Raw genomic sequence first — 25753 nt, forward strand, 5'->3', positions numbered from 1 at the left:
GCAGCTGAACACGCTTACTTCAGGTAGGGCGATTGCCCGTCGTACCAGCGCCTGGCGCCGACGACATGAAACTGATGGTTTCCCCCGCGCAGTTCCACCGCGGTGCCCAGCACGCCCCAGCGCGCGTACAGATCGCCTTGCGGCTTGGCCCGATCCTTCAGCTGGAACCGGCCAAGCAGGTCGAAGCGGTCGTTGCTGGCATCGATCCCGTCCAGCACCAGGTCACGTTGCTGCCAGCGGACTTTCGCCCTGGCCTGCACATTGCCGGCGTCGACCAGCTTGACCATCCAGGCGGGGTAATCGCGGTCCTGCGAGAACAGGTCCAGCAGGAAGCCGACATCCTTCATCTTCGCCGTCACATCGCCCTGCACCGCCACGCGCTTGCCGGCGGCATCCAGCTGCGTACGCGGCAGCGCCACCTGCACCCACCAGCCGCTGCGGGCATTGCTTCCCCGCGTATAGCTCACGTTCCTCAATGCCACCGTGCTGCCATCGACGCGGAACTGCTGCCGGGCCAGGTCGGCGCGCTGAAGCTTCAGGTCCAGGTCCACATCGCTGCGCATGGCGATGCCGGCAGCCTGCACCGCGGCCCCGCGCCCGGCAATGCGCAGACGGCCATTGCCGGCGTTGCCCGCTGCATCCAGCGCAAGCGATCCGGACAAGGTGCCCGAGCCACCATCGAAACGCAGATGGTCATTGGGCAGGAAGCGGTTGTACGCACGCAGGTCAGGCACCCGCGCATTCTGGAAGCTCGCACTGCCCCGTAGCGATTCGCGGGCCTTGGCCAGATCCGGGTCGCTTTCGGTGTGCAGCTTCAAGTCGTTGCCGCGGATGTAGGGCCGCCCGAGGTCATCCAGCGCCGCGACACTGAACTCGGACATGGCCACGTCCACGATCGAACGAGCCTGACCACCCGTCGTCTTCTGCAACTGCGCATGCGCGCTGGCGGTGCCGGTCACGCGCTGGCCCAGCACATCGGCCCGGGCCTGCACGCGCGGGACATCGACGCGACTGCCCGGCGCCAGCACGCCATGATCCAGGGTGATATCGCCTTCCACCCGCCCCGCGCCTTCCAGCGACAGCCAGGGCGCGTTGACGAACAGGGCGGTGATCCACTTGAGCGAGGTGAACTGCCATTGCCCGGCCACGCGCCCGGAGGTACGCGGCAGTAGCGCGCGGAAATCGGTCAGCGGCACCTGCGTGCCATCGGCCTGCAGGTCGGCCTGCAGCGCCAGTACGCCATCAACCTGCGCCGGCATGTCCGCTTTCAGATGTAGGTCCTGGTCGGCCGACAACTGCGCGGCCAGGGTGCTGTCGTGCACCTGTCCACGCGTATCGGTGATGACCACCGGCATGCGCAGCGAAAGCACACCCCCGGGCTGCAGGGCAGCGCGCGCCAACGACAGCGAACCCTGTACATGGCCCTTGCCGGGCTGCAGGTGCAGCTCCAGCTTTCCGGCATCGTTCTGCCTGGCGGTCAGGCCCGGCGTATCCGCGTCGATCTTCAGGCCGATGTCGGCAAAGCGCAGCTTGTCGATGCCCACCGCCTGCGCCCGGGTGACCGGCGGCATGGCGAAGCGTGCGTCGAACAGCGCGTTCTCCAGCAACGCCACCTCGCCCTGATGCAGACGCGCGTGCTGGAAGCGCGCGGTCGAGGGCAGCAGTTCGGCCGGACCGCCACGCAGGCGCTTGGTGAAACCGATCCTGGCCTCGCCCTCGCCTTCCAGCGACAGCTTCCGGAAGCGACCGCCGTGGATGCTGTTACTGGTGATGGACGGGAAATTCAGCAGCCAACCGCCCGGTCGCGGCTCGGGCGCCGGCATGGCATCGCTGACTTGCTGCACATCGCCGGTGACATCGGTGACCTGCAGGTGCGGCACGTAGACCTGCTTGCCCAGCAGCGCAGTGATGGAAACATGGCCAGCGGCCTTGCCGGCCTGCAGCGTCCACACCGTGCGCCCGGTGTGGCCGCGCATCGAGACTTTCCACAACGCGACTTCACCCGGCCACCAGGTCAGCGCCCGGTCCCAGTGCATGGCGAACTTGTCGGGCTTGCGATTGATGCTCCACGGGCCCAGCGCGGTGTTGAGGTAGATATTCCCCAGCACCGCATACAGGCCGTAGCAGACCAGTAAGGTCCACAGCGTGCGGCGCAGCCAGCGATGGCGTGTGGGGCGATCCTTCGGGGTGGCGGGCTGCGAGGTGGCTCGCTGCGAATTGGCATGTTCCATCCGCGAAAGGATGCCCGAAATGTGGGACCGCAGCATGCGGCCGCATGGGGCCGCGGCAACGGCCCCGATGACACCCGACGCGGCTCAGGCCGCCTGCGACACCTTGCGTGCGCGACGCGCCTTCACTGCCGCTGCCAGGCGCTCAAGCACGGCGACCGAATCGTCCCAGCCAATGCAGCCATCGGTGATGCTCTGGCCATAGGTCAGCGACTGGCCTTCGACCAGGTCCTGACGGCCCGCGACCAGATGGCTTTCGACCATCACGCCGACGATGCGCGACTCGCCTGCTTCCAGCTGCGTGGCGATGTCCTCGATCACGGCCGGCTGGTTTTCCGGCTTCTTGCTGCTGTTGGCGTGGCTGGCATCGATCATCAGGCGTGCCTCCAGGCCGGACTTGCCCAGCACGTCGCTGGCGGCCTGCACGCTGGCGGCATCGAAGTTCGGTGTCTTGCCGCCGCGCAGGATCACGTGGCAATCCGGGTTGCCGGTGGTCGAGGCGATGGCCGACTGGCCATCCTTGGTGACGGCCAGGAAATGATGCGGATGCGAGGCCGCGCCAACCGCATCGACCGCGATCTTCACGTCACCGCTGGTGCCGTTCTTGAAGCCGACCGGGCACGACAGGCCGCTGGCCATTTCGCGATGGATCTGGCTTTCGGTGGTGCGCGCGCCGATCGCGCCCCAGGCGACCAGGTCGGAGATGTACTGCGGCGAGATCACATCCAGGTATTCGCAGCCGGCCGGCAGGCCCAGCGCATTGATGTCGCGCAACAGTGCCCGCGCCAGCGCCAGGCCCTCATTGATGCGGAAGCTGCCGTCCAGGTGCGGGTCGTTGATCAGGCCTTTCCAGCCGACCGTGGTACGCGGTTTTTCGAAGTACACGCGCATGATGATTTCTAGCTCGCCGCCCAGTGCATCACGCAGCGGGCGCAGGCGCTGGGCGTATTCCATCGCGGCCTTGGGGTCATGGATCGAGCAGGGACCGATCACCACCGCCAGGCGATCGTCACGGCCGTGCAGGATTTCATGTAGCGCCGCGCGCGTGGCGGAGACGGTGTCGGAAACCGCGTCATCGCAGGGGAATTCTTCGATCAGCTCGGCCGGCGTGGCGAGCGGTTCGATCTTGCGGATGCGCAGGTCTGAGGTCAGCGGGGCCATCTTGAGATTCTCTTTATCGTCGTGTCTTGAAGTGGGGGCCGAGCAGGCTGGCAATAAAAAAAGCCGCCAGTTTTGCTGGCGGCTTTCGGGATGCGTCTGAAGGGTTTCTTCAGGATGAACGCGCTCCTTCCTCCGCCGTGGGCTTCGGAAACCAAAAGTAATAGCTGGCGCGGTAGGCGTTCATTGGAAGGCATTGATAACACGACTTTTGCGGCCGCGCGAATGTTTCATATGCAACTCGCGACACGCGACGTCGGCACAAAAGAAAACCCCGCCTTGCGGCGGGGCTTTCGGTACAGCGTGCAGCGCAGGTCGCTGCGGATGGGATTAGAAACCCATGCCGCCCATGTCGCCCATGCCACCGCCGGTCGGCATCGCCGGCTCTTCCTTCTTCGGCGACTCTGCAACCATCGCTTCGGTGGTGATCATCAGGCCAGCAATCGACGCGGCGTTCTGCAGCGCGGTGCGGGTGACCTTGGTCGGATCCAGGATGCCGAACTCCACCATGTCGCCGAACTGGCCGTTGGCGGCGTTGTAGCCGAAGTTGCCCGAACCTTCCTTCACGGTGTTGACGATCACCGACGGCTCTTCGCCGGCGTTGGTGACGATCTCACGCAGCGGGGCTTCCATGGCGCGCAGGGCGATCTGGATGCCGTGGTTCTGGTCTTCGTTGATGCCGGTGATCTGGCCCAGGTTGGCCTTGGCGCGAATCAGCGCGACGCCGCCGCCCGGGACCACGCCTTCTTCCACTGCAGCGCGGGTGGCGTGCAGGGCGTCTTCGACGCGAGCCTTCTTTTCCTTCATCTCGATCTCGGTCGATGCACCGACCTTGATCACGGCCACGCCGCCGGCCAGCTTGGCCACGCGTTCCTGCAGCTTCTCGCGGTCGTAGTCCGAAGAGGTCTCTTCGATCTGCGCCTTGATCTGCTTGATGCGCGACTCGATGCCGCCGGTGTCGCCAGCGCCGTCGATGACGGTGGTGTTTTCCTTGGTGACCTGCACCTTCTTGGCGCGGCCCAGGTCCTTGATCGTGGCCTTCTCAAGCGACAGACCCACTTCTTCGGAGATCACGGTGCCGCCGGTCAGCACGGCCATGTCTTCCAGCATCGCCTTGCGACGGTCGCCGAAGCCCGGTGCCTTGACGGCCACGACCTTGACGATGCCACGGATGGTGTTGACCACCAGGGTTGCCAGCGCTTCGCCTTCGACTTCCTCGGCCACGATCAGCAGCGGCTTGCCAGCCTTGGCCACGCCTTCCAGCACGGGCAGCAGGTCACGGACGTTGGAGATCTTCTTGTCGTGCAGCAGGATGAACGGGTCATCCAGGTCGGCCGACTGGCTCTGCTGGTTGTTGATGAAGTACGGCGACAGGTAACCGCGGTCGAACTGCATGCCCTCGACGACGTCCAGCTCGTTTTCCAGACCCGAGCCTTCCTCGACAGTGATCACGCCTTCCTTGCCGACCTTCTTCATGGCTTCGGCAATGATGTTGCCGATCGACTCGTCCGAGTTGGCCGAGATCGTGCCGACCTGGGCGATGGCCTTGTCGTCAGCGGTGGGCTTGGAGATGTTCTTCAGCTCGGCGACGGCGGCGGTCACGGCCTTGTCGATGCCGCGCTTGAGGTCCATCGGGTTCATGCCGGCAGCGACGGCCTTCATGCCTTCGCGGATGAACGCCTGGGCCAGCACGGTGGCGGTGGTGGTGCCGTCACCGGCGTTGTCGGAGGTGCGCGAGGCAACTTCCTTCACCATCTGCGCACCCATGTTCTCGAACTTGTCAGCCAGTTCGATTTCCTTGGCGACGGAGACGCCGTCCTTGGTGATGGTCGGCGCGCCGTAGCTCTTTTCCAGCACGACGTTGCGGCCCTTCGGGCCCAGGGTGGCCTTGACGGCATTGGCGAGTACGTTGACGCCGCGCACCATGCGGGCGCGGGCGTCTTCACCGAAACGAATGTCCTTGGCAGCCATTGCGTATTACCTCAGTTGTTCTTGATATGTAGTAAGGAGGGAGTCAGACGAACCGCGCGCTCAGCCGAGCGTCGCGAAGATGTCGTCTTCCTTCACCACCAGGTAGTCGGTGCCGTCCAGCTTCACTTCCGTGCCGCTGTACTTGCCGAACAGGACCTTGTCGCCAACCTTGACCTGCGGCGCACGGACAGTGCCGTTGTCCAGGGTCTTGCCGGCGCCAACGGCGATGACTTCGCCCTTGATCGGCTTTTCGGTGGCCGAATCGGGGATCACGATGCCGCCAGCGGACAGCTTCTCTTCTTCCATACGCTTGATGACCACACGGTCGAACAGCGGCTTGATATTGCTCATGTCAATCCTCTTAAGTGATTGATTGGACTAGGAAAGGATCAGGAATGTTAGCACTCGCATATGACGAGTGCCAGCACCCTGGAAACGACAGACCCCGCCTCGCGGCGATGCATCGGGCTGACAGGGCAGATTGGGCGGCGCAGGTAGCCTTTCAAGGCCGGAACTGGAAATTCCCGCGAAGGGCCGCCGCATCACCTCGATCCACGGACCGGAAATGAAGAAGGGCACGCATGTGCGGCATGCGTGCCCTTCTAGGGAATGGTGGTGGAATCCGATTCCGTCAAGCCTTGACTTGCGCCAACTCCCCCCGCCGACGTCCTGTCCATGCCGACTTCCTTGCCGACGCCGCTAGAGATACCAACCAACAGCAAATGAAGCAAATCCTGAACGCTACCAAAACCCATGAAAGGTAGTGAACAGGCGGCGCTGAATTCACTGAAATCCGTTACTTGGAGGTCTCTTAATGCGCATCCAGTGACCATAAGCAGGCAACGTATGTCTATTTTTGGTCACTAGGTTAGTATCGCTGTCGTTTTCCATTCCGCTGCGTGGAACGTTTGGCTATGGTCAGGAAGGTTTCTGGATGGCGATCGCCACGGAGAGGTTTGATGGATGCACCCGAGCGAGTCCGCATGGCACGTCGCCTTGCGGGCCTTTCGCAAAGTCAGTTGGCAGAAGCGGTTGGAGTGCAGCGAAGCGCAGTCAGCCACTGGGAGTCGCCGAAGGGCAAGAGCCCGAGCGTGTCGCACCTGCGCGAGGTCGCCCTGGCAACCGGAACCCAGTTCGAATGGCTGGCCACCGGACGCGGCGCGATGACCCTGTCGCGCGACGTGGAACTGGATTCGATCGCCACCGCCGAGGCGATCCTGGTCGAGGATCCCCTGGAATTCCGCCTGGTGCGCGCATTCCGCGAAGCCCCGCTGAAGGCACGCCTGTCGCTGCTGGAAGTCATGGAGACGCTGGCATCGCAGCGCACCGGCCGCACGCGGCCGCGGGGCAACGGGCGGACTGCCGAATCGCGCAGCTGAGCCTTCCTGCCGCCCATTACGCAGCCATCGCAGGACGCGAACACGGCCGGCCAGGCACGATCAACGCCCCGCCGCTCCGCTAAGCTTCGCGACATGTCCCTGTTCCGTCGTCTGGCCACGCTGCTGGCCCTGTCCGCCCTCGCCCTGCCTGCCGCAGCGGTCGATGAATCCAGCCTGCTTCCCGTCGACCAGGCCTTCAGCCTGTCGGCGGAGGCCACCGACCAGGGCATCGCCCTGCACTGGAAAATCGCCGACGGCTACTACCTGTACCGGCACCGGACGGCAGTAACCGCCGAAGGCGCCGGCTTCCAGGCCGGCGCGCTGCAGATGCCCGATGGCAACAAGCACACCGACGAATACTTCGGCCCGGTGGAGACCTACCGCGGGCGCCTGGATGCACTGCTGCCTGGACAGAGTGCCAGCGCGGGCAACGTCACGCTGAAGGTGCGCTACCAGGGCTGCGCGGACGCCGGTGTCTGCTATCCGCCGCAAAGCCGGACCCTGCAGGTCGCGTTCAAGCCGGCCTCGACGAACACACCAGCTTCGGGTGCGGCCGCTGGCGGCCTTGGCCTTCCTGCCGCGACCGGCGGCCTGCCACTGTTCGGCAAGACGGCAGCCGGGGCGACCGACCAGGCGCCGCTGCCGCAGGAAGAAGCCTTCCGGTTCGAGGCGATCACCGACAATGGCAACCAGTTGCTGCTGCGCTTCACCCCGGCCAAGGGGTATTACCTGTATCGCGACCGGACCCATATGGCGCTGACCGGTGCAGATGGCCTATCGCTGGGTAATGCCAGGTGGCCGGACGGCAGCGCCCACCGCGACGAGCATTTCGGCGAGGTCACCGTGTATTTCGACCAGGTCGAGGTGCCGGTACCGGTCCTGCGCGATCGCGTCGATGCAGCCAAGGCCACGCTACAGGTGACCTTCCAGGGCTGCCAGACCGATGGCATCTGCTATCCGCCGATGACCCGCGAAGTCGCGCTGTCACTGCCAACCGGCACGGTCACGCCCGATGCCGAGCGCGCCACCGAAACAGCGCAGGCGGCCACGCCGGTCCCGCTCGAAGGCGATGCCGCCGCGCCAGCCACCGCACCAGCAGAGGTCCCGCGCTCGACGCCACCACCGGAGGTACTGGCACGCGTCCAGGGCAGCGGCGCTTCGACATGGCTGCTGGCCATGCTGGCGGCGTTGCTGGGCGGCCTGATCCTCAACGTGATGCCGTGCGTGCTGCCGGTGCTGTCGCTCAAAGCGCTGTCGCTGGCCGAAGGTGGCCGCGGCGCAGGACGCGCGCGCGCCAGTGCGTTGTCGTATGCAGCGGGCGTACTACTGAGTTTCCTGGTGATCGGCGGCATTGCACTGGGCCTGCGTGCGACCGGCCAGGCGCTGGGCTGGGGCTTCCAGTTGCAGCAGCCGCTGGTGATCGCCGTACTCGTGTACGTGATGTTCGCCGTGGGCCTGAGCCTGTCCGGCGTGTTCGCAGTTGGCTACGGCCTGGCCGGCGCCGGCCGTGGGCTGACCGAACGCAACGGACTGGGCGGCGACTTCTTCACCGGCGTGCTGGCGGTCGTGGTCGCCAGTCCGTGCACGGCGCCGTTCATGGGGACCGCACTGGCGTTCGCCTTCGCCGCGCCACTGCCGGTGGCGCTGGCGGTGTTCGCACTCCTGGGCATCGGCATGGCCCTGCCGTTCCTGCTGATCGGCTTCGTGCCGGCGCTGGCCTCGCGCCTGCCCCGCCCCGGCGCCTGGATGGAGACGCTGAAGCAGGGTCCTGGCCTTCCCGATGTACCTGACTGCGGTGTGGATGCTGTGGGTGCTGGGCAAGCAGCGCGGCATCGACGCGGTAGCGCTGGCCCTGGCCGGGCTGGTGGTCTTGGCGCTGGGACTGTGGGCCTTCCAGCGGGTGCGCTTCCAGACAGCACCGCTGCGCCGCACGCTTGCCGTGGCCGTGTTGCTGCTGTCGGTGTTGCCGCTGGTGCTGCTGCACCGCCTGCCGCCGCCAAGCGCGACCAGCAACACGGCATCCGCCGACGGCAGCGAACCCTATTCGCCACAACGCCTGGCGGAGCTCCGCAAACAGGGCCAGGTGGTGTTCGTGGACATGGGGGCCGACTGGTGCGTGTCGTGCAAGGCCAACGAACAGGCCGTGCTGGATCGCGACGAGTTCCGCACAGCCCTGCGCAACACCAACGCGATCCTGATGCGCGGCGACTGGACCAATGTCGATCCGACGATCACCGCCTTCCTGACCCAGTACAAGGCGGTCGGCGTGCCGTTGTATGTCGTGTTCCCCAGGAACGGCGGCGATGGCGAAGTGCTGCCAACGATCCTGACCCCACAGATCGTCAATGACGCCCTGCGGCGCGCCGCCGCCCAATGACATCCGGCGGCACCCGGCTGCTGTTGGTCGCCCTGGCGGCCGGCGTGCTGGGCGTCGGCGCCGGCCTCTGGTCGCAGGGCGGATGGCGCCGGACCAACACCGGCCAGCAGGCACTGCAGGCGGCCTTGAACGCCAGGGCGCCGAGTCCGCCGACCGGGGTGGCGCCCGCCAGGCCCGGCGACCCGATGCCGGTGATCCGGCTCCCCGATCTGGACGGCAACGTCGTCGATCTGGCAGCACTGGCCAAAGGCCGGCCGCTGCTGGTGAACATCTGGGCCAGCTGGTGCGGCCCCTGCATCCAGGAAATGCCGGAGCTGGATCGCTTCGCCGCCAACCAGGGCGACCATGGCGTACAGGTGGTCGGCTTGGCGCTGGATACGCGCGAAGGCGTACGCAGCTTCATCCAGCAGGTGCCGGTGCGTTATCCGCTGCTGCTGGAGACGCCCGGCCCGGCTGATGCCAGCGTCTGGCTGGGCAATCGCGCCGGCGTGCTGCCCTACAGCGTGCTGGTTGGCGCGGACGGCCGGGTGCTCAAGCAGCACGTTGGCCCGTTTGCACAAGGCGACATCGATCGCTGGGTCGCAACATCACCGACCGCACCCGGCAAAATTCAAACGAACGATTAAATCACGCTTAAGTTCGGCGAACTGGACAGCATTGCCTGCTTCCTCCAGACTGCCGCCTTCGTCGTGGAGCGCCCGATGGTCAACCTGCCGCACCGTTACCTCCACTTGATGCCCGTTCTGCCGCGCATGCGCCCCTTCGCAAGACCCATGCACCAAGGCTGACGTCGCACGACGCCGCTGTTCTGCGACATGGCCATTGCCGGGCCTGCCGCCACCTCCTCCTTCGTACCAACCGCATAACCACAGAGGCCTCCATGGACCTGCGCAAGATCAAGAAGCTCATCGACCTGCTGGAAGAATCCAATCTCGCCGAAATCGAGATCAAGGAAGGCGAGGAATCCGTCCGCCTGGCCCGCACGCCCAAGGGCAGCTACGCCCCGGCGCCGCTGGCCTATGCCCCGGCACCGGCCGCCGCACCGGCTGAAGCCCGCCCGATGCCGATGAGCTCGCCCACCGAAGCCTCCACTGGCGGCACCTCCAAGCCGGGCAACGCCCTGCCGGAAGGCCACGTGGTCCGCTCGCCAATGGTCGGCACGTTCTACGCCTCGCCCTCGCCGGACAAGCCGGTATTCGTCACCGTCGGCCAGCAGGTCAAGGCCGGCGAGACCCTGGCGATCATCGAAGCGATGAAGATGTTCAACCCGATCGAGGCCGATGCCTCCGGCACGGTGGTCGCGATCCTGGGCGAAACCGGCCAGCCGGTCGAATTCGACCAGCCGCTGTTCGTCATCGGCTAAGGCGCGCCCATGCTCGATAAAGTCGTCATCGCCAACCGGGGTGAAATCGCGCTGCGCATCCTGCGCGCGTGTCACACGCTCGGCATCCGCACGGTCGCGGTGCACTCCACCGTCGACCGCAACCTCAAGCACGTGGCCATGGCCGACGAGTCGGTTTGCATCGGCCCGGCGCCGTCCAGCGAGAGCTACCTCAACATCCCGGCGCTGATCGCCGCGGCCGAGGTCACCGACGCCCAGGCCATCCATCCCGGCTACGGCTTCCTGTCCGAGAACGCCGACTTCGCCGAGCGCGTGGAGGAGTCCGGCTTCATCTTCATCGGACCCAAGGCCGACACCATCCGCCTGATGGGCGACAAGGTCGAAGCCATCCGCGCGATGAAGTCCGCCGGCGTGCCGTGCGTGCCCGGCTCGGGCGGCCCGCTGGGCGATGACATCGTCGCCAACACCAAGATTGCCCGCGAAATCGGCTACCCCGTCATCATCAAGGCCTCCGGCGGCGGCGGCGGTCGTGGCATGCGCGTGGTGCACGCCGAAGGCGCGCTGAAGTCGTCCATCGAAACCACCAAGGCCGAGGCCAAAGCCGCCTTCGGCAATGGCGAGGTCTACATGGAGAAGTACCTGGAAAACCCACGCCACGTGGAAATCCAGGTGCTCGCCGACGGCCAGGGTGGCGCGATCCACCTGGGCGAACGCGATTGCTCCATGCAGCGCCGCCACCAGAAAGTGGTGGAAGAAGCGCCAGCACCGGGCATCACCGCCGAGCAGCGCAACGAGATCGGCAAGGTCTGCGTGGAAGCCTGCCTGCGCATCGGCTACCGCGGCGCGGGCACGTTCGAGTTCCTGTACGAGGACGGCCGCTTCTACTTCATCGAAATGAACACCCGCATCCAGGTGGAGCATCCGGTCACCGAGCTGGTGACCGGCATCGACCTGGTCTGCGAGCAGCTGAAGATCGCTGCTGGCCGGAAGCTGTCGATCAAGCAGAGCGACGTGGTGCTCAATGGCCACGCCATCGAATGCCGCATCAATGCCGAGGACCCAGAAACCTTCATGCCGCATCCGGGCCTGATCCAGCATTTCCATCCGCCGGGCGGCCCCGGCGTGCGCGTCGATACCCACATCTACGAGGGCTATCGCGTGCCGCCGAACTACGACTCGATGATCGGCAAGCTGATCGTGCACGGCCCGGACCGCGACACCGCGATCGCGCGCATGCAGGTGGCGTTGAACGAGACGGTGGTCGAAGGCATCAAGACCAACGTGCCGCTGCAGCAGCGGATCATGCGCGACAAGGGTTTCCAGGCCGGCGGCCAGAACATCCACTACCTGGAAAAGCGCCTGGCCGAACGCAAGACCAAGGCCATTTCGCTGACCTGACCAGCGGCAGGCGAAGGCGCAAAAAAAGGCGGGGGAGACCCCGCCTTTTTTATTGCCCGCGATTCGCGCTGGCGGACTACTTCGGAACGACCACCTGCGTGCCATGCACCGGCTGGATACCCACCGACGAGGTGGGGTCGACGATCTGCAGGGTTTCGGTCGAGCCATCGGGCCAGACGATCTGGAAGGTCGCACCGGCCGGCAGGGTCGAGAACGGCATGCCGCTGCGCGCGCGGTAGATCGCCGCCACTTCCGCGGCACCCGCCGTGCGCTTGCCTTCGCTGCTGGCGACCGTGGTCAGCTGGACCTTGGAGAGATTGCGCAGGTTGGCATCCCGCGCATCGACAATGACGATGCCCACGGCCAGGGCCGAATACGCGACAAACAGCAGCGCCCCAAGCCAGAACTTGGCACCCTGCATCCAGCGACGGTATTTCATGTACTTCCTCCCGAGCCGTTGACCAACGTGCTCACCATGTCATCGAGTGTTCCCGCACCCTGCCGCGGGACCGCGGCGTCGAGTACGAAGTTAGCGAAATCCTGCGAGCTGTCCTGAGAACAGATGCCCCCATTGGCGCAATAGCTCGTCATCAATGGGCTGCGTGCACCGCAGTCCAGGCCAAGCTTGCATGCGGCCAGCTGCCAGGCCAGCTGGCTGATCTGGGTACCCGCGACATAGCCGCGATATGCCTCGTCGCCACTGGCCACCGCCCCCATCGCCGCGGACAGCGCCAGATAGGCTTCCGGATCACGCGAGACCAGCACCCGCTGCACCAGCTCGCGGCGATAGTCCGGCGATTCGTCCAGCGGCTTGCCCTGTGCGAGCAACGCGGCCTCGGCTGCCAGGCTGCCCGCTTCAGCCGCACGCAGGCGCTGCAGCGTGACCGCCTGCGCGCCCAGTCCATCGGTGGAGGAAAACCCGGCACAGCGCTGGGCGACGCGGCCGCGCGCGGCAAGCATCGCCTGCACGCCGGCCGATGCACCCTGGGCGACCAGCCGGTCATCGGCCTGGTAACCGGCGGGGTCCACGGCATAGCCGGCGCAATAGTCATAGACACGGCTGAGTCGCCAGCTGGCCTGGGCGTCGCCGCCGTCAGCGGCCGATTTCAGCTGCAACGCGTAGCGGTAGAGATCCGGCTGCCCATCGAAGTCGTGATCCTGGCGCGAGGCCTGCAGCGGAACGATGGCCGCGGAACGCTCGCGTCTCTGTGCGACAACAGCCGCCGGCGCAGGAGCGCCCTGTCCGCCAAGCGCCCGTGGTTCGCCCGTCATGTGGACATCGCGCGCGGTCAGGCCAGCCCCATCGCGGACGCACCACGCCGCAGCCAACAGCAGGGCGGGCGCAAACAGCCAGAGATGTCGGGCGCGGAGCAGCGGCATGAAGACGTCGTCGGCAGAGGAGGTTCATGGCGGTCGATGACATCTGGCGCCACGCAACGACGCGAGTCTAATCCATCGCCACCGGGCCTGCTGCCAACGCCGGCCCAGGTTCGCCAACGGGAAGCGGGAGCCGGCCGGCGCGGACAGATACCGGCCCACATCCACCATGCGGGCCTCGGCCAATCAGGCACCGCGGTAGCGGCAGGGCAAGGCTTTGAGTAAGGTGGCGCGCCCCGATGCCCCGCGAATTTTCGCGGACTCCACCCCGAGCGCGCCATGCCTTTCCTTGAATTGTCCGTCCCCTGCAGTGAAGCCCAGCAGCCGCGTTACGAAAATGCGCTGGAAGACATCGGCGCGCTGGCGGTGACCCTGGTCGACGCCGATGCCGAAACCAGCAACGAGCGCGCCATCCTGGAACCGGGCGTCGGCGAAACGCCGCTCTGGCATGCGCTGGTGCTGACCGCGCTGTTTCCCGACGATGCCGACGCGCTGGTGCTGCTGGCCGCGCTGGAAGCGTTCGACGAAGGGCTGGACTGGACCCAGGCTTCGTTCCGCATGGTGGAAGACCAGGACTGGGAACGCGCCTGGATCGACCAGTTCACGCCGATGCAGTTCGGCGCCCGCACCTTCATCGTGCCCTGGAACCAAGAATTGCCAGCCGAGGCCCAATCCGCCGACGCGGCCGTGGTACGGCTGGACCCGGGCCTGGCGTTCGGTTCGGGTACCCATCCGACCACCGCACTGTGCCTAGCCTGGCTGGACACGCTGGCCAGCGATGGCCTGCTGGAAAGCCAGTCGGTGCTGGATTTCGGCTGCGGCTCCGGCATCCTGGCGCTGGCCGCGCTGAAGCTGGGCGCTGCCCAGGCGATCGGCGTGGACAACGATCCGCAGGCGCTCCTGGCCACCCACGACAACGCACAGCGCAATGGCGTGGAAGCGCGTCTGCAGGTGTTCCTGCCGGCCGACGAACCGGTGCAGACCTATCCGGTGGTCGTGGCCAACATCCTGGCTTCGGCCCTGGATGCGCTGGCCGATACCCTGGCCGCGCGCGTCGCGCCGGGTGGCCGGATTGCCCTGAGCGGCATCCTGCATGGCCAGGAAGGCGAACTGCTCGCGCGTTACGCCGCATGGTTCGACGACCTGGTAGCAACCCAGCAGGACGACTGGATGCGGATCGACGGCACCCGCCGCGCCTCCTGATCGATCCCCTGTTCCGGCATCGGGCGGCCATGCTTGAATAAGGCGATGCCCGATTGCCCGCGTTGCCTTCATCCGCTGTCGACCGACCCGGCCACCGGGTTACTGCCTGCGCGCTGCCCCCACTGCAGCGCACCGGTCAATGTCGAGACGTCGCGCGGCGCCAGCCTGGCCAGCTTCCTGCGTCCTGATCCGCCGACGCTGTCGCTCAACCCGGCGCCGGCATCCCGATCCCTCGACCTTCCTGCGGCTTCCCCCGGTCCGCTGGACACACCCACGACACCTGACGGGGCGCTTGTGCATCAACCTGCTTCCACACCCGATGTCCCCTCCGCCGAGCCAGAGCATCCGCTGCGGACATCGCAAGACATCACCGTGACCGATACGCCCGCCGTCCCGGTCGAAACAGGACATGACGCGCCGGACACGCCTACTTCTTCTGAGCCCGCGCCCGGTCAAGCGCATCCAGCAGACCTGGATGCTGATACTGATGCCAGCGAAGTCGTGTTCGCCGCGATCACGCCCGATGCCGGCCCCAGCTTCACCCGGACCAGACGTGCAACACGCATCGCATCGCGTGCCGGCATGGCAATGGGCGGCGCTGGCCGTCCTCACCGGAGCGCTGGGCATCCAGATGCTGATCGCCGACCGGGGACGGCTGGCGCAGGACGCATTGTGGCGCCCGGTGCTTGAACGCACCTGCGAGGTCCTGCGCTGCACCTTGCCAGCCTGGCACCAGCCGCAGGCTTATACGATGCTGGCCCGTGATGTGAAGCCGGTCCCAGGTGCGCCCGGCGTGCTGCAGGTCCGTGCCACCTTCCGCAACGATGCGCACTGGCCGCAGCGCTGGCCGGCCGTGGCGCTGTCGCTGTCCGATGCCGACGGACGCGTGGTCGGCGCGCGCGTGCTGCTGCCAGGCGACTACCTGGACCCGACACAGCTGCAGGCGACGCTGGCACCGGGACAGAGCGGACAGATGCGCGTGCAGGTCCGTGAACCCCAAGACGGCGTGGTGGCATTCGCTTTCGAGTTCCGCTGAACGCGACAGATCTGGATCTTGGAGGATGCGCGCGTGACGGTCACGCGCTAGACTCCCTCCCCCCGCCACGATCCGCCCCGCGCGTCGATCATCGGTCGGGCATTATTCGCCGCACCATTCCGGGGACGCCTTGAACGCAGCTTCGACCCGCCAGGACGCCAGTCGTGGCACACCCAAGTCGCCGCTGCGCGAACACGTCGCGCAGTCCGTGCGTCGTTATCTGCGCGACCTCAATGGCTGCGATGCCGATGACGTGTACGAGATCGTCCTGCGTGAAATGGAGATCCCGCTGTTCGTCGAGGTGTTGAACCACTGCGAAGGCAACCAGAGCCGCGCCGCGGCGCTGCTGGGCATCCATCGCGCCACCCTGCGCAAGAAGCTCAAGGACTACGGACTGGCCTGAGTCAGGCCTGTCGACGCCGCATCGCGCGGAATCCCGGCGGGTGGCGCCAGCGAACGCGCCGACGCGATACGTCATGCGTGCGTTGATGACTCCGCTTCGCGCAGGCCAAGGCGCACGCGATTAAACACGGTCAGCGCGCACAGCAACGCCATCAGCGCGACCACGCAATCGACCACGCCCGCACCAGCCCAGCCGCAGGCCAGCGCGATGCCGAGCACACCGACGACGAAGGCCCGGTCGCTCTTGCCCATCGGCCCGTCGTAGCGCCTGCTGGCGCCGACCATCAAGCCGAGCACGCCGGCGTATTCGGTCAGCGCCGCCAGCCAGGCCAGCGTCCACGGCAGCCACGCCTGCACGCCGGCCACCGACAGCAGGCTCAGGTACAGCGCCGCGTCGGCGATCACATCACTCAGTTCGTTGTAATACGCACCGGGCCTGGACTGCTGGCCAAACTCGCGCGCCAGCATCCCGTCGACCGCGTTCAGCGCCATCCGCAGCAGCATCCAGACCGGCAGCAGCACATACCAGCCAGGCGCCGCCGGCGCCTGCCAGAACACCCACCCCGCCACGACCAGCGACACCAGCGCCGCCGCCAACGTCACCATGTTGGCGGTCACCCCGATCCGGTACAGCCCTCGCACACCGGGCCGCAGCAAGTCCTGGAACCGGCCTTTCAGCGCGTAGATCGACATCCTTGTGCCCCCGTCAAGGCCCGTGTCCCGGGCGTGGGGCCCTACAATACCGCCCCGCGCCGCTTCCCAATCTGCCATCCCATGTCCTCCGATTTCCTGCCCGTCCGCCGGGCCTTGCTGTCCGTTTCCGACAAGACCGGTCTGATCGATCTGGCCCGTGCCCTGGACGCCCGCAACGTCGAACTGCTCTCCACCGGCGGCACCGCCAAGGCGATCCGCGACGCGGGCCTGCCGGTCAAGGACGTGTCCGAGCTCACCGGCTTTCCGGAAATGATGGATGGCCGGGTCAAGACCCTGCACCCGCTGGTGCACGGCGGCCTGCTCGGTCGCGCCGGCACCGACGATACGGTGATGGCCGAACACGGCATCGCCCCGATCGACCTGCTGGTGCTGAACCTGTATCCGTTCGAAGCGGTCACCGCCAAGGCCGATTGCACGCTGGAAGACGCGGTCGAGAACATCGACATCGGTGGCCCGGCGATGCTGCGCAGCGCGGCCAAGAACTTCGCCCGCGTCGCCGTCGCCACCTCGCCCGACCAGTACGCCGAGCTGCTGGCCGAACTCGACGCCCACGATGGCCAGCTCTCGGCTGCCAAGCGTTTCGCGCTGTCGGTGGCCGCGTTCAACCGCGTCGCCCAGTACGACGCAGCGATCAGCAATTACCTGTCGGCCGTGACCGACACCTCCAAGGCCGTGCCCGAGCGCAGTGCCTTCGCGGCGCAGGCCAACGGCAGCTTCGTCAAAGTGATGGACCTGCGCTACGGCGAGAACCCGCATCAGCAGGCCGCGTTCTATCGCGATCTGTATCCGGCGCCGGGCTCACTGGCGACCTTCGAGCAACTGCAAGGCAAGGAGCTGAGCTACAACAACATCGCCGATAGCGATGCGGCGTGGGAATGCGTGCGCCAGTTCGACGCGCCGGCCTGTGTCATCGTCAAACACGCCAATCCCTGCGGCGTGGCTGTCGGCGTGGCCTGCGGCGATGCGTATGAGCTGGCTTACGCGACCGACCCGACCAGCGCCTTTGGCGGCATCCTGGCGTTCAACCGCACGCTGGATGCGGCCACGGCCAAGGTCATCCTGGACCGCCAGTTCGTCGAAGTGCTGATCGCCCCGGACTACGAGCCGGGCGCGCTGGAATACGCGACCAAGAAGGCCAACGTGCGCGTGCTGCGCATTCCGCTGGCGCCGGTATCGAAGAACTTCATCGACACCAAGCGGATCGGATCGGGCCTGTTGATGCAGACCGCCGATGATCGCGTGGTCACCCGCGATGAACTGAAAGTCGTCACCAAGGTCGCGCCGACCGAGGCGCAGTTCGCCGACCTGCTGTTCGCCTGGAAGGTGGCCAAGTTCGTCAAGTCCAACGCGATCGTCTACGCCAAGGACAGCCGCACCATCGGTGTCGGCGCCGGCCAGATGAGCCGCGTGTATTCGGCGCGCATCGCCGGCATCAAGGCCACCGACGCTCACCTGCAGGTGCCGGGCTCGGTGATGGCCTCCGATGCGTTCTTCCCGTTCCGAGACGGCCTGGATGCCGCCGCCGAAGCCGGCATCACCGCGGTGATCCAGCCGGGTGGTTCGATGCGTGACAACGAGGTGATCGCCGCGGCCGATGAACATGGCATCGCGATGGTGTTCACCGGCGTGCGCCATTTCCGTCACTGAAGCTCGCTTCTTTCGCCGTCATTCCCGCGAACGCGGGAACCCAGCGACTTTGATCTTGTAGCAACTTCACCGCCGCGCTTCGTCCAACGACAGCAAAGGCACTGGATTCCCGCTTGCGCGGGAACGACGCATCTGGAGATGCCTTTCATGAAAATCCTCGTCATCGGTGCCGGCGGCCGCGAACACGCCCTGGCCTGGAAGCTCGCCCAGTCGCCTCGCGTGACCGAAGTGCTGGTTGCACCCGGCAACGCCGGCACCGCGACCGAGGCGAACTGCCGCAACGTGCCGGTCAAGGTCACCGACATCGCCGGGCTGCTGAAGCTGGCGCAGGACGAAGCCGTCGGCCTGACCGTGGTCGGGCCTGAAGTGCCGCTGGTGCTGGGCGTGGTCGATGCGTTCCGCGCCGCAGGCCTGCGCATCTTCGGGCCGACCGCCAAGGCCGCGCAGCTGGAAGGCAGCAAGGCTTTCGCCAAGGATTTCCTCGCGCGCCACGGCATCCCGACGGCTTTCTACGAAGTGCACACCGAGGTCGATGCCGCGCTGGCCTACATCCGCGACAAAGGCGCACCGATCGTGGTCAAGGCCGATGGCCTGGCCGCCGGCAAGGGCGTGATCGTGGCGATGACGCTGGACGAAGCCGAGGCCGCGGTGCGCGACATGCTTTCGGGTAATGCCTTCGGCGATGCCGGCGCGCGCGTGGTGATCGAGGAATTCCTCGATGGCGAGGAAGCCAGCTTCATCTCGATGGTCGACGGCGTGACCGCACTGCCGATGGCCACCAGCCAGGACCACAAGCGCGTGGGCGACGGCGACACCGGCCCCAACACTGGTGGCATGGGCGCGTATTCGCCCGCGCCGGTGGTCACGCCCGAGGTCCACGCCCGCGTGATGCGCGAAGTCGTCAACCCGACCGTGCAGGGCATGATCGCCGACGGCGTGCCGTTCACCGGCTTCCTTTATGCGGGCCTGATGATCGATGCCGACGGCGCGCCCAAGGTGATCGAATTCAACGTGCGCTTCGGCGATCCGGAAACCCAACCGGTGATGCTGCGCCTGCAGTCGGACCTGGTCGAGCTGGTCGAAGCGGCCATCGACGGCAAGCTCGATGTGACCGAGGCACAGTGGGACCCGCGTCCGTCGCTGGGCGTGGTGATCGCCGCGGCGCCGTATCCGGAAAACCCGATCACCGGCGAGGTGATCCGCGGCCTGGAGACGGTGCCCGACACGGCCAAGGTCTTCCACGCAGGCACCGCGCTGGACGAAGCCGGCCACGTGGTCAGTGCCGGCGGTCGCGTGCTGTGTGTGGCGGCGCTGGGCGACACCGTGTCCGCCGCGCAGCACGCAGCCTATGCCGGCGTCGATGCGATCAGCTGGGAGCACGCCTTCCATCGACGCGACATCGGCTGGCGTGCAATCGCGCGCGAACAAGGCCATTGAATCGCAACGACGCGCACGCGACCGCTGTGTAGAACAACGCGCCTTCGGGCGCGTTGTGTTTTTCGGCATGGAAAAACACGCCGGACGACACGCAGCCCCTCCCGCCCGTTGGCGCATCCACGCCGTCATTGCGTGCCCGGCGCACATGGAATTTGCGCGCTTCACGCTTTGCAGTGCAGCATTATCGCTACGCCGCGGCGCGTCAAAAATTTCAGGAAAACGCTGAAATAAAGGGTTTTCCCAATTACGGCCCAAGCCCGCCCCCATACTCCCCCCGACTATGTTGGCAACGCCGGTTTGATGGGTCTAGGCTCGCCCCCACGTCATCGCGACAATGCATGACGACAGCTGGTCCACATATCACCGGAGGGGTGTATGTCCACGCTTTCAAGCGCTTCCCGAATCGCCGCGCCGATCTTCCTCGCGGCACTCTCACTGACTCTTGGCGCCTGCAACAAGCAGGGTGCCGATTCCACTGCACAGGCACCTGCCGCCGCGCCCGCGGCCAGTCCGCCACCAGCGGCTGCGGTCGACACGGACGCAGAGTTCCTGGCCACCGCTGCCAAACCGGAAAACTGGGGCGGCATTGGCCGCGACTTCGCGCTGACCCGGCATAGTCCGTTGGCCGACATCAACAAGGACAACGTCAAGGGACTGAAGATGTCCTGGGAAATGAAGAGCGGCGCCACGCGCGGCCACGAAGGCCAGCCGCTGGTCGTGGATGGCGTGATGTACACCGTCAGCGCCTATCCCAACATCGTGCATGCGCTCGATGTCTCCCAGCCCGGCCAGCCCAAGGAACTGTGGACCTATACACCGCAGCAGGATGAGCGCTCGGTGGCCGTGGCCTGTTGCGACACAGTCAACCGCGGCGGCTCGTATGCCGACGGCAAGTTCGTGTTCAACAGCCTGTCCGGCGACGTGATCGCGCTGGATGCCAAGACCGGCAAGGAAGCGTGGAAATTCAAATCCGCCGATCCGGGCAAGGGCGAAACCATCACGATGGCGCCGATCATCGCCGACGGCAAAGTCATCTCCGGCATCTCGGGCAACGAGTTCGGCGTACGCGGCCGTGTCGAGGCGTTCAACCTGGCCGATGGCAAGCCGGTGTGGACCTGCCATGCGACCGGCTCGGACAAGGACATCTGCCTGGGCAAGGATTTCAACAAGGCGCATCCGGAATACGGCCAGCTCGGCGACCTGGGCATCAAGACCTTCCCGGACAACGAGTGGGAACGCGGTGGCGGCGCAGCCTGGGGCTGGTACAGCTATGACCCGAAGCTGCGACTGGTCTATATCGGCACCGGCAATCCGGGCCTGTGGAGCCCGAGCTATCGCTGCGGCGCCAAGCCGGTCACGCAGGAAGCGTGCAACAACGGCGACTGGGACAACAAATGGTCCATGACCATCTTCGCCCGCAACATCGATACCGGCGAAGCGGTGTGGGGCTACCAGATGACCCCGTTCGACCAGTGGGATTACGACGGCATCAACGAGCCGATCCTGGTGGACATGGATATCGACGGCAAGCAGGTCCCCTCACTGGTCACCTTCAACCGCAACGGCCATGCCTACGTATTGGACCGTCGCGATGGCACGCTGCTGCGCGCGCATACCTATGGTCCGGTGGACTGGGCCGAACGCATCGACATGAAGACCGGTCGCCCGGTCAAGGTCGCCGCGCACTCGCCGCTTGAAGTCGGCAAGATGGTCTCGGCGTCGCCCTCGGCGATGGGCACCAAGGACCAGCAGCCATGCTCGGTCGATCCCAAGCAGCCGAACATCTTCTTCTGCGGCACCAACAACTGGTACATGGAGCTGACCCCGCAGGAACGCGGCCGCACCATGCAGGGCATGCCGTACGTGTTCGCCAATGTAGCGATGAAGCCGCACAAGCCGGGCGCGCTGGGCATCATCAAGGCCTTCGATGTGCTGTCGGGCAAGGAGAAGTGGCGCATCGAGGAGAAGTTCCCGACCTGGAGCGGCACCCTGGTGACCGATGGCGGGCTGGTGTTCTACGGCACGCTCGATGGCTGGTTCCGCGCCGTTGACGAGGAAACCGGCAAGAAGCTGTGGGAGGTCAAGCTGCCGTCCGGCATCATCGGCAACCCGATCACCTACAAGATCGGCAGCGAACAGTACGTGGGCGTGTACTCGGGCATCGGCGGCTGGATCGGCCTGCCCATCGCAGGTGGCCTGGACCCCAGCGATCCGTTCGGCGCACTGGGCGCGGCGGGCCTGGCCTTCTCCAACGGCTTCGACAAGATCCCGCTCGGCGGCATGGTCCACGTGTTCCACCTGGGCGCGGACGGCGTGCCTGCGCAGGCACCGTCGAAGGCGACGGCCTCCGCGACACAGACCAGGCACGCCACCCCGGCGTCCTGACACGCACCGTGGCACCCCTGGAGCGGCGACCGGATGTCGCCGCTCCCTCCCACCGCTTCAGGCTTTGCATCACATGCGTACTTCCCTGTTGATTCTGGCTGCCGGCGCACTCGCACTGGGTGGCTGTTCGCAACAACCTTCATCTTCCGCCAGCGCTACCGCCGGACCCGCACCGGCCGCCCCGCCAGCGACACTCCCCGCAACCGTCGCGCCAGCCGATCCAGGCGCCCCGGCGCTTCGCATCTGCGCGGACCCGGGCAACATGCCGCTGTCCAACCAGGCCGGCGAGGGCTACCAGAACAAGATCGCCCAGCTCCTGGGCAAATCCATGGGCCTGCCGGTGCAGTACTACTGGCGCACCTACTACGAACGCGGCCTGGCGCGCGGCACCGTCAACAGCGGCAAATGCGACGTATTGATGGACATGCCATCCGATTACGAAATGGGGCTGACCACCAAACCCTATTTCCGTTCCACCTATGTCCTAGTCAGCAGTGGCGAGCATCCGCTCAAGCCAAGCTCGCTGGATGATCCGGCGTTGAAGCAGGCCAGGATTGGCGTGTTCCAGAGTTCACCCGCACGCGGCGCGCTGTACGACCACGGCGTCAAGGGCGAGGTGCAATACCTGTTCTACGATTCGGCGCGCAACCCGGAAGAACACCCCGCGCGCCTGGTCGAACAGGTCGCCAAGGGCGCGCTCGACGCGGTCGAATCCTGGGGCCCGGTGGCCGGCTATTACGTCAAGCGCAACAAGCTGACCATGGTGCCGATCAATCGCATGAGCGATGTGGTCCTGGAATATTCCATGTCGCTTGCAGTAAGCAAGGACAACACGGATCTGCGCGACCGCTTGGACACGGCCCTGGCCGACAACCGCGATGCCATCCGCGCGATCCTGCAGGACTACGACGTGCCCCTGGTGGCCTGCAGCGATTGCGTGGTGTCAGGCGATCTTCCCTCGCACGGCCCCTACCCCGCACCTCCGCCATATCGCGACGAGCCCGTGTCCGATCCGCAGGTGCTGGCGCAGATGCAGGCACGCGTGCAGGCCGGTGCCTCGCCCGATGCGGAACTCGGTTCCGCGGTCGCCGCCAACGATCCAGCACGCGTGAGCTGGTTGCTGGCCCATGGCGCCAACGGCGACGCACTGGACGACCAGGGACGGCTTCCGCTGCAGCACGCCATCCGCCTGCGCGAACTGGCCGTCGGTGACGCCCTGCTCAAGGGAGGCGCAGGCCTGGAAGCACGCGACGGCGATGGCTGGACGCCGCTGATGACCGCGCTGTGGACCGGCGATGCCGACACCATCGACTGGCTGCTGCGCAAGCAGCCCAGGCTCGACGTGGTGTCCACCGATGGCTGGACGCCGCTGTCGGTGGCCATCCACAACGGCGATGAAGCACTGGTGGCCAAGGTGCTCGACGCCGGCGCACCGCCGGCCCAGGTCAACCCGGCCGGCTTCACCCCGCTGATGTTCGCCGCGGTGGAGAACCAGACGGGCACCGTCCAGCGCCTGCTCAAGGCCAGGGTTCCAGTCGACCACGCCAACAAGGCCGGCATCACCGCGCTGATGCTGGCGGTGGCCGCGCATCGCCAGGAACTGGTGCGCGCGCTGATCGATGCCGGTGCCGATCCCAAGCACCGCGATGCGAAGGGCGAGAGCGCCATCAGCCTGGCCCAGCAGTCCGGCGACGCCGCCCTGCTGGCCCTGGTTTCGGGGCAGGCCGCCCACTGAGGCCCTGCCATTACCCAGATTCTGCGCACGCGACCAAGAAGGAGCGCTCATGCCCAATGCAACACGCATCCCGTTCAAGTCTTTGCTGATGGTGCCCCTGATGGCCCTGGCCCTGTCGGGCTGTGGCGAAAAAGCAGGCTCGGCCTCCGCGGCCTCCGCGGCCGCACCGGCTGCGGCCGCGCCTGCGGTGTCCGCTGCCACGCCGGCCACGGGATCAACCCCGCCTGACGCATCGGCGACCGCCGCCAACGGCACGCCGGTGGCAGCGACCGCGCCGCCAGCTGCCCCCATCCCGATCCCGCACATCGATCCGATCGAAGTCACGCCCGCGCTGGTGGCCGAAGGCAAGAAGCTGTTCTTCACTGCCGGCTGCAATGCCTGCCACGGCGGCACCGGCGGCGGCGGCATGTGCCCGCCGTTGACCAACAAGATCTGGGTCTATGGCAGCGACGACAGCACCCTGCATGCGCTGATCAAGGACGGCTCGCAGGCCATGCAGACCACCCATGGCCTCAAGCGCGTGGGTCACGAGAATGTGGTGGGCATCATGCCGGCCTTCTCGCCGATCCTGACCGATGAAGAGATCAACAAGATCATGGCCTTCATCCACTCGATCAATCCGGATGCAGGCAAGGGCGAAACCCCGACCGCCGCAAGCGAAGCTGCACCCACAACCGGCAGCGGCACATGAGCGCAGCCCTGCATCGGCCGGCCTGCCTGCTTGCCGTCGCGGCATCGCTTGCGCTGCTGGCTGGCTGCCAGCGGCAGGCGCCAGCGGTGGATGCATCTGTTGGCGCATCCACGCCATCGCCAGCCGGGCTGGCCACCCATGCTGCGTCGGCAGTACCCGCCTACGTTCCCAACCAGAAGAGCGGTTCGATCTCGGTCATCGATACCGGCACCGACCGGGTCGTGCGGACCTTGTCGGCAGGCGGCGAACTCGGCCAGCGCCTGCAGCAGATTGCGCTGGGTCCGGAGGGCAAGACGCTCTACGTCGTCGATGCCGAGCATCACCGCTTACTGCTGGTGGACATCGCCGCTGACAAGGTCACACGCGCGCTGGATATCGGCGAAGGCGCCGAAGGCGTCGGCCTGTCACCAGATGGGAGCCAGGTGGCGGTGTGTGTGGAACTGCAGAACCAGGTGATGTTCGTCGACACCGCCAGCTTCACCGTCACCGGTCGCGTGGATGTGCAGGGCAAGGCGCCCGAGCATTGCGCGTGGACGCTGGACGGCACCCAGGTCATCACCAGCAACGAGGCCTCCGACAGCCTGGACGTGATCGACGTGGCGGCCGGCAAGTCGGTCGCGAGCATCGCCACCAGCGGGCATCCGCGCGACATCGCCTTCGCGGCCGATGGCCGCAGTGCCTACGTGGCGCAGGAGTCGGCCAACGTCGTGGATGTGATCGACCTGGCGGCACGTCGCAAGACGCGCAGCGTGAGCGCGGGCCTGCGCACGGCCGGGGTCACGGTTTCGGCCGATGGTAGCCGGGTCTACGCATCCAATGGCGGCGGCGCCAGCGTCACCGTCAGCGACGGCGCTACCGGCAAGCTGCTGGCCGAAATCCCCGTGGGCCAGCGCCCGTGGAATCCATCGCTCACTCCGGATGGACGCAAGCTCTATGTCGCCAACGGCCGCTCCAACACCGTCAGCGTGATCGACACCGCCACGATGAAGGAAGTCGGGCAGATCGCAGTGGGTGAAATGCCCTGGGGCGTGGTGATGGGGCGGTGACCCGTTCGCCCGCGTGGAGGCATCCACCCGGGGACACGCCTTCCACCAGCGCCACACCGACCCGCTTCGCGAACCGCGCCGGTGAACCGCAACGGCAGCCGCTCCATCGCTGATTCACGCGTCGCGGCTTCGGGCGCGCTGTCGCCTACCGGCAGCAATGCGACGTCGCACGACACTGCGCATCGCAATCGTTGCAGATGAAATCCCGACACTTCATTGACGTGACA

General features: G+C 66.3%; 20 protein-coding genes and 1 pseudogene. 14 read left to right on the forward strand and 7 right to left on the reverse strand.

What is annotated here, in order from left to right; genetic code table 11:
* Positions 1–14 precede the first annotated feature (14 nt).
* The 4 genes from O8I58_RS08850 to groES all read right to left on the reverse strand — a co-directional run bounded on the left by O8I58_RS08850 (position 15) and on the right by groES (position 5708).
* Entirely contained in the window at positions 15–2231 is a 2217-nt protein-coding gene (locus O8I58_RS08850; RefSeq protein WP_298322389.1) for a translocation/assembly module TamB domain-containing protein, read from the reverse strand.
* Between the two features lie 84 nt (positions 2232–2315).
* A complete protein-coding gene (locus O8I58_RS08855; RefSeq protein WP_298322390.1) occupies positions 2316–3389 on the reverse strand; it encodes a 3-deoxy-7-phosphoheptulonate synthase in 1074 nt (357 codons plus the stop codon).
* Between the two features lie 327 nt (positions 3390–3716).
* A complete protein-coding gene (gene groL / locus O8I58_RS08860; RefSeq protein ID WP_298322392.1) occupies positions 3717–5357 on the reverse strand; it encodes a chaperonin GroEL in 1641 nt (546 codons plus the stop codon).
* 60 nt (positions 5358–5417) lie between these two features.
* On the reverse strand, positions 5418–5708 hold the full coding sequence (gene groES, locus O8I58_RS08865) for a co-chaperone GroES (RefSeq protein ID WP_298322394.1): 291 nt from the start codon (positions 5706–5708) through the stop codon (positions 5418–5420).
* Positions 5709–6340: 632 nt separating this feature from the next.
* On the opposite strand from groES, the gene O8I58_RS08870 reads away from it, so the two are divergent.
* The 5 genes and pseudogenes from O8I58_RS08870 to accC all read left to right on the forward strand — a co-directional run bounded on the left by O8I58_RS08870 (position 6341) and on the right by accC (position 11853).
* Positions 6341–6736: a type II toxin-antitoxin system RelB family anti-toxin gene (locus tag O8I58_RS08870; RefSeq protein ID WP_298322869.1), complete on the forward strand. Its 396-nt coding sequence runs from the start codon at positions 6341–6343 to the stop codon at positions 6734–6736.
* Positions 6737–6829: 93 nt separating this feature from the next.
* A pseudogene (locus tag O8I58_RS08875) lies at positions 6830–9113 on the forward strand (protein-disulfide reductase DsbD).
* Positions 9110–9739, forward strand: coding sequence for a TlpA disulfide reductase family protein (locus O8I58_RS08880; protein WP_298322396.1), 630 nt, complete (start codon positions 9110–9112; stop codon positions 9737–9739). The pseudogene O8I58_RS08875 and the gene O8I58_RS08880 overlap by 4 nt, the downstream one beginning before the upstream one ends.
* Before the next feature lie 254 nt (positions 9740–9993).
* Positions 9994–10476, forward strand: a complete 483-nt coding sequence (gene accB / locus O8I58_RS08885) for an acetyl-CoA carboxylase biotin carboxyl carrier protein (protein WP_298322398.1) — start codon at positions 9994–9996, stop codon at positions 10474–10476.
* Positions 10477–10485: 9 nt separating this feature from the next.
* Positions 10486–11853 (forward strand): acetyl-CoA carboxylase biotin carboxylase subunit, encoded by a 1368-nt coding sequence (accC, locus tag O8I58_RS08890; protein WP_298322400.1) that lies wholly within the window; start codon positions 10486–10488, stop codon positions 11851–11853.
* 76 nt (positions 11854–11929) lie between these two features.
* Here accC and O8I58_RS08895 read toward each other — a convergent pair whose 3' ends face one another.
* Positions 11930–12292, reverse strand: coding sequence for a hypothetical protein (locus tag O8I58_RS08895; RefSeq protein ID WP_298322403.1), 363 nt, complete (start codon positions 12290–12292; stop codon positions 11930–11932).
* Positions 12289–13233: a hypothetical protein gene (locus O8I58_RS08900; RefSeq protein WP_298322405.1), complete on the reverse strand. Its 945-nt coding sequence runs from the start codon at positions 13231–13233 to the stop codon at positions 12289–12291. Before O8I58_RS08900 ends, O8I58_RS08895 begins: the two co-directional genes overlap by 4 nt.
* Positions 13234–13509: 276 nt before the next feature.
* On the opposite strand from O8I58_RS08900, the gene prmA reads away from it, so the two are divergent.
* From prmA to fis, 3 genes are all read left to right on the forward strand, one after another.
* Entirely contained in the window at positions 13510–14433 is a 924-nt protein-coding gene (prmA, locus tag O8I58_RS08905) for a 50S ribosomal protein L11 methyltransferase (protein WP_298322407.1), read from the forward strand.
* Positions 14434–14986: 553 nt separating this feature from the next.
* Positions 14987–15469: a DUF3426 domain-containing protein gene (locus tag O8I58_RS08910; protein ID WP_298322410.1), complete on the forward strand. Its 483-nt coding sequence runs from the start codon at positions 14987–14989 to the stop codon at positions 15467–15469.
* A 130-nt stretch (positions 15470–15599) separates the two neighbouring features.
* Positions 15600–15872, forward strand: a complete 273-nt coding sequence (gene fis, locus O8I58_RS08915) for a DNA-binding transcriptional regulator Fis (RefSeq protein WP_093138245.1) — start codon at positions 15600–15602, stop codon at positions 15870–15872.
* Positions 15873–15943: 71 nt separating this feature from the next.
* Here fis and O8I58_RS08920 read toward each other — a convergent pair whose 3' ends face one another.
* The gene (locus O8I58_RS08920; protein ID WP_298322421.1) at positions 15944–16564 is read right to left on the reverse strand and encodes a CDP-alcohol phosphatidyltransferase family protein; all 621 of its coding nucleotides are present in this window, start codon (positions 16562–16564) and stop codon (positions 15944–15946) included.
* Positions 16565–16645: 81 nt separating this feature from the next.
* Here O8I58_RS08920 and purH point away from each other — a divergent pair, with 81 nt between their 5' ends.
* The 6 genes from purH to O8I58_RS08950 all read left to right on the forward strand — a co-directional run bounded on the left by purH (position 16646) and on the right by O8I58_RS08950 (position 25526).
* Positions 16646–18232, forward strand: coding sequence for a bifunctional phosphoribosylaminoimidazolecarboxamide formyltransferase/IMP cyclohydrolase (gene purH / locus O8I58_RS08925; RefSeq protein ID WP_298322423.1), 1587 nt, complete (start codon positions 16646–16648; stop codon positions 18230–18232).
* A gap of 147 nt (positions 18233–18379) precedes the next feature.
* Complete coding sequence (purD, locus tag O8I58_RS08930) at positions 18380–19669, forward strand: phosphoribosylamine--glycine ligase (protein WP_298322425.1); 1290 nt, start codon at positions 18380–18382, stop codon at positions 19667–19669.
* Between the two features lie 375 nt (positions 19670–20044).
* Positions 20045–22054 (forward strand): PQQ-dependent dehydrogenase, methanol/ethanol family, encoded by a 2010-nt coding sequence (locus tag O8I58_RS08935; protein ID WP_298322427.1) that lies wholly within the window; start codon positions 20045–20047, stop codon positions 22052–22054.
* Between the two features lie 262 nt (positions 22055–22316).
* Positions 22317–23789 carry a quinoprotein dehydrogenase-associated putative ABC transporter substrate-binding protein gene (locus tag O8I58_RS08940; protein WP_298322429.1) on the forward strand — a complete coding sequence of 491 codons (1473 nt, stop codon included), beginning with the start codon at positions 22317–22319 and terminating at the stop codon, positions 23787–23789.
* A gap of 49 nt (positions 23790–23838) precedes the next feature.
* Positions 23839–24480: a c-type cytochrome gene (locus O8I58_RS08945; RefSeq protein ID WP_298322431.1), complete on the forward strand. Its 642-nt coding sequence runs from the start codon at positions 23839–23841 to the stop codon at positions 24478–24480.
* Positions 24477–25526, forward strand: coding sequence for a YVTN family beta-propeller repeat protein (locus O8I58_RS08950; protein ID WP_298322433.1), 1050 nt, complete (start codon positions 24477–24479; stop codon positions 25524–25526). Before O8I58_RS08945 ends, O8I58_RS08950 begins: the two co-directional genes overlap by 4 nt.
* Positions 25527–25753 lie beyond the last annotated feature (227 nt).

This window comes from Pseudoxanthomonas sp., from assembly GCF_027498035.1.
Taxonomy (GTDB): domain Bacteria; phylum Pseudomonadota; class Gammaproteobacteria; order Xanthomonadales; family Xanthomonadaceae; genus Pseudoxanthomonas_A.

Bases quoted from the DNA above. Each gene is read 5' to 3' on its own strand.
- O8I58_RS08920 (WP_298322421.1), bottom strand. From the start codon at position 16,564: ATGTCGATCTACGCGCTGAAAGGCCGGTTCCAGGACTTGCTGCGGCCC.
- purH (WP_298322423.1), top strand. From the start codon at position 16,646: ATGTCCTCCGATTTCCTGCCCGTCCGCCGGGCCTTGCTGTCCGTTTCC.
- groES (WP_298322394.1), bottom strand. From the start codon at position 5,708: ATGAGCAATATCAAGCCGCTGTTCGACCGTGTGGTCATCAAGCGTATG.
- prmA (WP_298322407.1), top strand. From the start codon at position 13,510: ATGCCTTTCCTTGAATTGTCCGTCCCCTGCAGTGAAGCCCAGCAGCCG.
- O8I58_RS08855 (WP_298322390.1), bottom strand. From the start codon at position 3,389: ATGGCCCCGCTGACCTCAGACCTGCGCATCCGCAAGATCGAACCGCTC.
- O8I58_RS08935 (WP_298322427.1), top strand. From the start codon at position 20,045: ATGTCCACGCTTTCAAGCGCTTCCCGAATCGCCGCGCCGATCTTCCTC.
- accC (WP_298322400.1), top strand. From the start codon at position 10,486: ATGCTCGATAAAGTCGTCATCGCCAACCGGGGTGAAATCGCGCTGCGC.
- groL (WP_298322392.1), bottom strand. From the start codon at position 5,357: ATGGCTGCCAAGGACATTCGTTTCGGTGAAGACGCCCGCGCCCGCATG.
- O8I58_RS08950 (WP_298322433.1), top strand. From the start codon at position 24,477: ATGAGCGCAGCCCTGCATCGGCCGGCCTGCCTGCTTGCCGTCGCGGCA.
- O8I58_RS08945 (WP_298322431.1), top strand. From the start codon at position 23,839: ATGCCCAATGCAACACGCATCCCGTTCAAGTCTTTGCTGATGGTGCCC.
- O8I58_RS08850 (WP_298322389.1), bottom strand. From the start codon at position 2,231: ATGGAACATGCCAATTCGCAGCGAGCCACCTCGCAGCCCGCCACCCCG.
- O8I58_RS08900 (WP_298322405.1), bottom strand. From the start codon at position 13,233: ATGCCGCTGCTCCGCGCCCGACATCTCTGGCTGTTTGCGCCCGCCCTG.
- accB (WP_298322398.1), top strand. From the start codon at position 9,994: ATGGACCTGCGCAAGATCAAGAAGCTCATCGACCTGCTGGAAGAATCC.
- O8I58_RS08940 (WP_298322429.1), top strand. From the start codon at position 22,317: ATGCCGCTGTCCAACCAGGCCGGCGAGGGCTACCAGAACAAGATCGCC.
- purD (WP_298322425.1), top strand. From the start codon at position 18,380: ATGAAAATCCTCGTCATCGGTGCCGGCGGCCGCGAACACGCCCTGGCC.
- O8I58_RS08895 (WP_298322403.1), bottom strand. From the start codon at position 12,292: ATGAAATACCGTCGCTGGATGCAGGGTGCCAAGTTCTGGCTTGGGGCG.
- O8I58_RS08870 (WP_298322869.1), top strand. From the start codon at position 6,341: ATGGCACGTCGCCTTGCGGGCCTTTCGCAAAGTCAGTTGGCAGAAGCG.
- O8I58_RS08880 (WP_298322396.1), top strand. From the start codon at position 9,110: ATGACATCCGGCGGCACCCGGCTGCTGTTGGTCGCCCTGGCGGCCGGC.